The organism is Mesonia phycicola (assembly GCF_900141885.1).
Lineage (GTDB): Bacteria > Bacteroidota > Bacteroidia > Flavobacteriales > Flavobacteriaceae > Mesonia > Mesonia phycicola.
In genome coordinates, this window is record NZ_FQYY01000013.1 from 1 (window position 1) to 9,234 (window position 9,234).

Sequence of the window (9,234 nt, forward strand, 5' to 3'; positions counted from 1 at the left end):
AAACTCAAACGGAAAAAAATAGTAGTTTATTTTAATTATTTACAGGTAAAAATACTATTTGGATGATTTAAAATCACTCAAATGGATAAAATAAAACGTAAAATTTGTTACGGATAAATACTGTCGCGCTTCTACTCTTTAATTTTTAATCTTTAAGAAGTAAAAAGTAAAACTCGTTTTTCCATTATGAAATTCTAACTCGGTTAAATAAAATACTCAAACTGGATAAAATGTTCGTTATTAGCAAGATGAAAAAAACACATTAGGCAACAATATATAACTTCAATCGCTGCTATTTGTGTCCTGCGGACACAGACGCAAAAGCGTCAAATTAAGTTCTTTTTATTATCTTTAACCTTAATTCAACGCAACTGAAAGTTATATTAAACCGTTACCCAACATATAAAACCACAAATTATGAAGAAAATTATTTTTACAATTTTAGCACTATTTAGTATAATTTTTATCTCTTCAGCTCAAGTTAACCCTGTTCAAAACTTAAATTGGAATCAATGGTATGAATATCCAAATAATTATTTTACACTTGAATGGGATGAACCAGAGCAACCTCACGATGAAATTATCGGATATAATGTTTATCAAGAAGATGAACTATATATTTTTATAAATGAAACTTCTATATATAATATTTATAATCCAGTAAATCCCGCAAATGGCTCAAATTGTGGTGGAGAAAGTTTTCTGTTTTATAACAACCTAAATGGATTTGATGTCTATGTTACTGCCGTTTATACTGGACAAAGAGAGTCTTCTTCTAAAATGGCTCACGTTTATGGACCAGCTTTAAATACAAATCGTATCAAAAAGAAAACAACAACTTTTTACCCCAATCCAACCAATGGAATTCTCAACATTAAAAGTACAAATCTAAAAAAAATACAACTCTTTGATATAACTGGAAAAATTTTAAAAGTGTATGAACCTAAAAATCAAATTGATTTATCAGGATTAGAAAAAGGTATTTATATTATTAAGTTATATTCAGAATCAGGAATTAAGATGGATAAAATCGTAATTAAATAAATACGTTGGGTAACACCGTATAATTCCAACTAAGGTTGGGTTGTGTCCTACGGACACAGACGCAAAAGCGTCAAAGTTAGCTCTTTTTACTATCTTTACTTCTAACCTTCCCTTAGCTGGGAAATTATACAAAACCGTTGTAAAACATTTGACTAAAAAAATCAATCTATGAAGGTATTATTTTTTCTATCTATTTTTTTCAGTTTGAACATTTATAGTCAAAAAACTATTGAACCAGGAATATATTTATCAAATGATAGATTAGAATATATTACAATTTTAAATGATACGGATTTTGGCTACACTTCATTTTTAAATGAATCACCATATTTACACGATCAAAAAAAAATTAAACAATCTTTTTGCGGAACACATATTTTTGAAATAAATAAACAAGGTATTGGAACATTTGAAATTATAGACTCTAAATTAAAACTCAATTTTGGAATAAAAGAAAAACCTTTGGATAGTATTAAAATTAATAAAGTTACACCTGCTAAGTACGTGGATTCTTCTTCTGTTAATTTTAAAATCAAAACCTATTCTAATAAGGAAATCGAAAATGTTGTTTTAGGTGTGTCAATTAAGTCTGACGATGGAAAAATTGATACCAATACTGGATTTGAAAGTGAAAAAGTCATTAAGTTAAATAAAAATCAATTTCCCATAACTTTTATAGTTAATGATGAAAAAGAAATTACACTAGAAGAACCAAAAACTGATTATTTCATATATTTATTTTTTAATGTAACTAAAATTGGAAGACTTGATAGGCTTGAAAATAAAAGCTTTATTTTAGACCAATTATTGAAGATAGAGTCAAAATAAAAACGTTTTACAACAACGTATAATTCCAACTAAGGTTTTGTGTCCTGCGGACACAGACGCTCACGCGTCAAAGTCAGTTCTTTTTACTATCTTTAATTCCTAAATTCCCTTAGCTGGGTAATTACACAAGACCGTTGTGTGCAATTTGGCTACGTTACCAAGATTTGGTATATTTGAGTAAAATATAGCCAAAATGGGAAAAAACACATCAATATCACTGGGAAATCATTTTGAGGATTTTATCAGAGAAGAAGTAAGTTCTGGTAGATATGGTTCGGTTAGCGAAGTAATTCGTTCCGCATTACGTTTGTTAGAACGTGAAGAAAAAAAAGAAAGAGAACTTATTAAAGCTCTCGAAGTTGGAGAAAATAGCGGATTTGTTGAAAATTTCGACCCAAAACAACATTTGAAAGAATTACATCGTAAACACTTATGAGTAAAAACAAATATCGCATAAGTCAACAAGCGATTGAGGATTTAGATAAAATTTGGATTTATACGCTTAACAAATGGTCTAAAGAACAAGCAGACAGATATTACGATTTAATAATGGCAGAAATTGACTTTATTGCGGATAACTATCTGATTGGAAAATCGGCTGAACACACTCGAAAAAATTATCGTGTAACGAAAATTAAATCTCATCTAATTTTCTACAGAAAAGTTGAAAATGAAATTGTAGAAATCGTTAGAATTTTACATCAGAGAATGGATATTAAAAAACGACTGAAATAAAAAAACTGCACACAACAGCGTATATAATTTATTGCTAGTTCTAGCCTACTTACGAAAATCCTCGCGGATTTTCTATTCGGTTTTTATTTGCTAAATTACGTGCTAAACCACGCAACAAACCATATACAAACACGTTGTGCATAATGCGAAAATCGTGTTAAAAAAAGAACATATGAACTAAAAAAGCCTGCCGCACAAACAGCACATTTATTTTTTTGCCAGCACGAAAAGCCAACGCTATAAAAAATAAAAGAGCTGTTTTTTGCCAACGCTCAACACCAAACTGAATTAAAATGCTGAAAAAAATTACTCTGAAAGGAGAACAAAAAAAAGTACTATTCTTACCACCAACAAACCCAATTCAGATAAAAGGTGTTGCAGGAAGTGGAAAAACCACAGTTGCACTTTATAGAGCGAAACATTTGCTTGAGACACAAGCAAATCTTTTCAAGGAAACAAGAATTGTAATATTTACATATAATAAAACTCTTGCAGCTTACATAAAAGCTATTAAACCTTTTATCAATGGAGGTTATCAAAAAGATAGTGACGAAATCAAGCCTAAAACAGCAGATGGACTTAATGTCCAAATAATAAATTTTCACAGTTGGGCTTACCGTTTCGCAGGAATTGAATATAACCAAACTATAATGCAATGGACTCAAATTGAAATCATTGAGGACATAATAAACGGATTATCTTCTAGTACTTCAAACATTTTAGATAAAAGTGCGGAGTTTTTTCAAGAAGAAATATCTTGGATGAAAGGTAAAATTTTTAAAAATAAAACAGAGTATCTTGAAGCTGCGAGAACAGGGAGAGGAACTTCCGACCGTGTTACAAAAACTGATAAAGAAGTTATTTGGGTTGTTTATGAAAAATACAATCAAGAATTAAAAACCAGAGGTAAAGTCGATTTTGATGATTATGCAATCCTTACACTAAAAAAAATTCAAAATGACCCAAACTTTGTTCCACCGTATACACACATAATAATTGATGAAGCACAAGATTTAAATAAGGCACAGATTCTAACCATTTCAAAATTAGTAAGTGATGAAACAAATAGTTTATCAATAATTGCTGATGCAGCACAACGCATTTTCAAAAGTGGTTTTGTTTGGAGTGAAGTTGGTATTAACGTAAGAGGTGGTAGAACCATAGAATTTAAAAATAACTATCGTAATACAATACCGATTGCCAATGCAGCTCTGTCGCTTTTAGATAAGGAGAATGACAAGTCTGAATTTACGACAGTAAAAGCAGCAAGAAAAGGAACGGATAAGCCAAAAGTAGCTTACTATTCAGATTTTGATGAACAATTAAATCATCTTGATGACCAACTTACACTTTTAAAAAACAACAAAAATCTTAAAAGTACGGTAGTTCTTCATAGGACAACAAATGGTGTAAAACAAATTAAAGAATTTTTAGATGCTAACGGGTTTTCAACGGAATTAGTAAAATCTAATCTTCCCGTAAATTATGGAAGTGATAGCATTAAAATTTGCACAATGTCATCAGTAAAAGGACTTGAATTTAACAATGTAATTATACTTGATCTTAATGACGATATTATCCCTTTTCCAGCAGGATTTATTGATGCAGATGATGAATTCCATATTTCTACAGAGCGAAGATTACTATACACTTGTATGACAAGAGCGAGAAACAACCTTTATCTTTTTTCAAGTGATAAAGAAAATCCATCGCGATATTTAAAAGAAATCAAGGCAAGTTTATTAGAAGATATAAGTCCTAAAAATTCTTCAAGAAGTACGTATGATGATGACTTACCTTTTTAAAAATTTTCTATGAATTTAAAACCTAATTATACCGAGTTTCAAGAAGAAATTAACAAAAGACAGATTGACTGTTTAATCCATTTTACACCAACTCGAAATTTATTCAGCATATTAGAAAATAACAAGTTGATGAGTAGAGCCAAATTAGAAAATTTGGATATTGAACAATTCGACATATTAGATTATGTGCAATTTACTGATGATGTCCGTTATGATGACAAAAATTATATAAACCTTTCTATTTCTAGTCCAAACACCTTTTTGTTTTCAAAGTTTAGGCAAAAAACTAAAGACGATTTTACAATAAATTGGTGTGTTTTAAAAATAAATCCAAAACATATCTATGATGATAAAACATTGTTTTCAGTAACTAATGCAGCTTCTCGAGCAGCAAAAAGTATTGGAATCACAGGAGATATAGAAAAGTTTAAAATGTTGTTTGCTCAAAACATACCTATTCCTTATGGAACAAGAGCCAATATTGCAAACAAATATCCAACAAATGTTCAAGCAGAAATATTAGTCCGAGATATTATTTCATCAGAAAGTATTATATCAGTTTGTTTTGAAAATGAAGAAAACTTGGCAGCAGCTAAAGGAGCAATGTATTCTTTTGATACAAGTAAATTTGTAGTTGACAAAGAAATATTTTCACCAAATCGTACAATATGAAAGCAGAAACAAAATATAAAGGCAGTTTAAAACTTGCAGCAATTGGAGACGCTTTAGGTTGGATGACTGAATTTGAAAAAAGTAAAAATTCTTTAAAGAAAAAGTTTGGAACTGATTACATCAATTCTTTTCACGATTGGGAAAAAAATGTTGGAGGTAGATTTTACGGTTATGTCGATAAGCTTAATTCAGGTTCATATTCTGATGATACTCAACTTTTACTTTCAGTTGCTCGTTCAATTAACGAAGATGGTTTTGTCGACCAACAATATTTTGCAAAAAAAGAACTACCAGATTGGTTACTTTATTCAAGAGGTGCAGGAAGAACAATAAAAAATGCAGCTCGAAAAATAGAAAGAAAATCTGCTAAATGGAATAATAACTTTTTCACGTTTAAAGCTGGTAAAACTACAATCGACTATAGAGAAAGTGGTGCAAATGGTGCGGCAATGAGAATACTGCCAATTGCATTAGCAAATTTTGGAGAGGAAGATAAAATCAAAGAAGAAATCTTTTGTAATAGTATAATCACTCACGGTCATCCAAGAGCAATTTTAGGAGCTATGCTCTATGGATATTCCATTGACACAATATTAAGGTTTAATCCCGAAAATTTTGATTTCAAAAACTTTCTTATCGAATTAGGAAAAGACATTCATCAAAAATTTTCGATTGACTTTTTAGATAATCCAAAACTAAAAAGTTGGGAAACTGAATGGAATAAAAATGCTAAAGAACCTTTTAGGATTTTATTTAAATCTATAATTGATGAAACACAAGAATATTTAAGAACTACCTATAAATTACTTACAAATAATTCATCTGATTTTGATGCGTTATCCAAACTGGGCTGTTATAATAACGAGACGAAAGGTTCAGGTACTTCTACTGTAATTGCAGGTATTTATTTAGCTTGTAAATATTCTAAAGAACCATTAAAAGGAATTGAGCAAGCTGTAAATTCTATTGGAACTGACACAGACAGTATTGCAGCTTTTGCAGGTGGTTTAATTGGTGCTTTACACGGACAATCTATTATTCCTTCAAAATGGAAAAACGTTCAAGACCTTGATTATATTGATGCAATTTCAATTCGCTTACTTGAAATTTCCGAAAGTCGAGCAGAATTTAACAAGATTATAAACACAAAAAACACTAAATCTATTTCAGAGATTGAAAATGACAGTTTTGAAATTAACGAAAGAGTCTTTCTTGAAACTTTAGGAGATGGAAGAATTGAAGCAATTGAGAGACAAAAGACTTTAACGAAAGGAAAATACAATCTGATTTTAGATGTTCAATTCGACAATGGACAGTTTTGTCGATTCGCGAAATTGTTGAGTATCGTAAAAGAAAATAAATCTGAATTATTTACCGAGAGTTTGGAAAAGGAAGTTAACTTATGGAATGGACTTAATTTGGATTACAACTCAAAAGAACGGATTGAAAAGTTTATGGAATCTCTAAACGAAACGGATAAAAAGGAGTTTAAGGAAATAATAAAGTTAATAGAAAAAAGAGTCCAACGCTAAAAGCCATACACATTTGCAATTCGCTCAAGCCAACGCTACGTCAAAAATTGCAAAAGAGTATGTCTTGCCAACGTTCACATTTGAACTAAACAAGAAACATCTGAAAACCAAACTGAATGTGAAAAGCACTATGCACAACAACGTATAATTCCAACTAAGGTTTGGTTGTGTCCTGCGGACACAGACGCAAAAGTGTCAAAGTTAGCTCTTTTTACTATCTTTACTTCTAACCTTCCCTTAGCTGGAAAATTATACAAAACCGTTGTGCAACATTAGGAAAAAAGACCAATTATTCGGATATTTATAAAATAAATTTAAATAAAAATGGCAACAGTAGATAATATACGAAACGGATTGATTGACAAAATACTATCGATTAAAAACAAAGACTTTTTAGTCGCTCTTGACAAAATAATTACATCGAGTTCATCTGAATCTGAAATAGTTGAACTGACCAAAGAACAGAAATTGATGTTGGAAATCAGTGAACGAGATATAAAAGATGGTAAACTAATTTCTCAAGAAGCAATGAATAAAAGGAATTTGGAATGGCTAAACGCAATGTAATTTGGACACGAACAGCTGATATTCAGTTCGTGGGGATTTTAGAATATTGGGTTAAAAAAAACAAATCAAATAGATACTCTAAAAAACTTTTAAAGCTAGTTTCGGAAAGAACAAAACAAATAGCCGAAAAACCTCTGATTTACAAAGCTACAGATTTCAAAGATACAAGAGTTGCTTCTTTAGGTAATTTTAGTATTTACTATAAATTTAATGACACAGAAATTATCATCACAGCTTTTTGGGACAATAGACAAAATCCGAAAAAACTTTTGAAAATATTGGAAAACAAAAAATAACGTTGCACAACACCGTATAATTCCAACTAAGGTTTGGTTGTGTCCTGCGGACACAGACGCAAAAGCGTCAAAGTTAGCTCTTTTTACTATCTTTACTCCTAACCTTCCCTTAGCTGGGAAATTATACAAAACCGTTGGCAGTAATACAAGAAAATCATTTTTCAAATAAACATTTAGTAAAAAAATTGTATTTTTGATTAAATACAAGAATTATGGATTTACAAACTCGAAAACTCAATTTAATAACTTATCTAGCCCAAATTAAGGACGAGATATTATTTAACAAATTGGAAAATTATATCTTAAAAAGAGAGATTGAACACAATCCTGAATTAAAATCATTTACTGTCGAAGAATTACTAAATCGAATTGAAAAATCTGAATTGGATTTCAAAAATGGAAACGTAAAAAGTCAAGAAGATTTGGAGAGAATATCAGCAAATTGGTAATAATGAAAATAGTTTGGACTGATTTTGCTATCAGAAATTTAAAAGATATTTTTGATTATTATGCTATTGAAGTAGATAAAAAACTTGCTCATAAAATCAGAAAACAAATACTTAAATCTTCGAAACAACTATTAAAAAATCCAAATTCTGGTCCAATTGAACCAAATTTGACAATTCTAAATAAAAATCATAGATATTTAGTAAGTGGACATTATAAACTTATTTACAGAATTGTAGATAATGAAATTATAATTAATGATGTCTTTGACACACGACAAAATCCGTCTAAAATGAATGATGAAAATCGGATTGAAAAATAAAGTACTACTGCCAACACCGTATAATTCCAACTAAGGTTTAGTTGTGTCCTGCGGACACAGATGCAAAAGCGTCGAAGTTAGCTCTTTTTACTATCTTTAATTCTAACTTTCCCTTAGCTGGAAAATTATACAAAACCGTTGGTAAAAATGTGAAATTTCAGCGTGTCAAACTTTTAATTCATTTTTCAAATTGATCTTTTTTTAAAAACAAAAACTTGAAGAAATTTGAAAATCTAAACGGATATAAAATCTCTCATAGCGTAAATCTGATAAACATAAAATGGACTAAAAATCTTTGCGGAAAAAAATCAAAATCTAAAAGATAAAATTAGAAACCGGCGGACTTGAAATCACTCGGATGGAAAAACTGAAACGGAAAATCTGTTGCGGATAAAATTTTCTCAGCACTACTTTATTTTCTCAAATCTTTACGGATAAAATAGAAAACCAAAATTCGTTTTCAAAATAGTAATTTGAAATCAGCGGACTAAAATGCTAAAAAATGATAAAATGAAATCGAAAATTGAAACGGAAAAAACACTTTTACTAACAACATATATTTCCAATTGTGGCTTTGTGTCCTGCGGACACAGACGCTAGTGCGTCAAATTCAGTTCTTTTTACTATCTTTAATTCCTAAATTCCCACAACTGAAAAATATACGAGACCGTTGTAACACATTTGAGAAATTTATGAACTTAAAAAAAATACTATCTGATTTTGGAAGTTGGATTTTTATTGGACTTACATTTTTAGGGTTTATAATTATTTATGCAGGTGTTGGCGGAAGAGGAAGATATAATCCAACAGGAGATATAAATTGGTATTTTATTGGAGTTGGAATCATTTTAATATTACCATTTATAATTTATATGATTAAAATTAAATTGATGGTAAAAAAATCATCTGACGAAAATGCGGAACGAATCAATGAATTGATATATAATGGATATAAAGTAATTGTTAATCTATATGATATAGAAATT

Annotated in this window: 12 protein-coding genes; all 12 read left to right on the forward strand. The window is 29.9% G+C overall.

From position 1 onward, the window contains the following. The first annotated feature begins 417 nt into the window (after positions 1-417). On the forward strand, positions 418-1,044 hold the full coding sequence (locus BUC03_RS14315; RefSeq protein WP_073153614.1) for a T9SS type A sorting domain-containing protein: 627 nt from the start codon (positions 418-420) through the stop codon (positions 1,042-1,044). A 168-nt stretch (positions 1,045-1,212) separates the two neighbouring features. Beyond that, positions 1,213-1,872, forward strand: a complete 660-nt coding sequence (locus BUC03_RS14320; protein ID WP_073153617.1) for a hypothetical protein — start codon at positions 1,213-1,215, stop codon at positions 1,870-1,872. Between the two features lie 193 nt (positions 1,873-2,065). Then, a complete protein-coding gene (locus BUC03_RS14325) occupies positions 2,066-2,308 on the forward strand; it encodes a type II toxin-antitoxin system ParD family antitoxin (RefSeq protein WP_073153620.1) in 243 nt (80 codons plus the stop codon). Then, the gene (locus BUC03_RS14330; RefSeq protein WP_073153623.1) at positions 2,305-2,607 is read left to right on the forward strand and encodes a type II toxin-antitoxin system RelE/ParE family toxin; all 303 of its coding nucleotides are present in this window, start codon (positions 2,305-2,307) and stop codon (positions 2,605-2,607) included. Before BUC03_RS14325 ends, BUC03_RS14330 begins: the two co-directional genes overlap by 4 nt. Positions 2,608-2,900: 293 nt before the next feature. After that, a complete protein-coding gene (locus tag BUC03_RS14335; protein WP_073153626.1) occupies positions 2,901-4,412 on the forward strand; it encodes a UvrD-helicase domain-containing protein in 1,512 nt (503 codons plus the stop codon). A 9-nt stretch (positions 4,413-4,421) separates the two neighbouring features. Next, positions 4,422-5,084 (forward strand): DarT ssDNA thymidine ADP-ribosyltransferase family protein, encoded by a 663-nt coding sequence (locus BUC03_RS14340; RefSeq protein ID WP_073153629.1) that lies wholly within the window; start codon positions 4,422-4,424, stop codon positions 5,082-5,084. Next, entirely contained in the window at positions 5,081-6,616 is a 1,536-nt protein-coding gene (locus tag BUC03_RS14345) for an ADP-ribosylglycohydrolase family protein (RefSeq protein ID WP_073153632.1), read from the forward strand. The genes BUC03_RS14340 and BUC03_RS14345 overlap by 4 nt, the downstream gene beginning before the upstream one ends. A 324-nt stretch (positions 6,617-6,940) precedes the next feature. Beyond that, the gene (locus BUC03_RS14350) at positions 6,941-7,183 is read left to right on the forward strand and encodes a hypothetical protein (RefSeq protein ID WP_073153635.1); all 243 of its coding nucleotides are present in this window, start codon (positions 6,941-6,943) and stop codon (positions 7,181-7,183) included. Then, on the forward strand, positions 7,165-7,479 hold the full coding sequence (locus BUC03_RS14355; protein WP_073153638.1) for a type II toxin-antitoxin system RelE/ParE family toxin: 315 nt from the start codon (positions 7,165-7,167) through the stop codon (positions 7,477-7,479). Before BUC03_RS14350 ends, BUC03_RS14355 begins: the two co-directional genes overlap by 19 nt. Before the next feature lie 212 nt (positions 7,480-7,691). Next, positions 7,692-7,928 carry a hypothetical protein gene (locus BUC03_RS14360; protein ID WP_073153641.1) on the forward strand — a complete coding sequence of 79 codons (237 nt, stop codon included), beginning with the start codon at positions 7,692-7,694 and terminating at the stop codon, positions 7,926-7,928. A gap of 2 nt (positions 7,929-7,930) precedes the next feature. Continuing rightward, positions 7,931-8,248, forward strand: a complete 318-nt coding sequence (locus BUC03_RS14365; protein ID WP_073153644.1) for a type II toxin-antitoxin system RelE/ParE family toxin — start codon at positions 7,931-7,933, stop codon at positions 8,246-8,248. A 692-nt stretch (positions 8,249-8,940) separates the two neighbouring features. Then, positions 8,941-9,234, forward strand: a 294-nt coding sequence (locus BUC03_RS14370; protein WP_143159210.1) for a hypothetical protein, incomplete at its 3' end; no start/stop codon positions are given.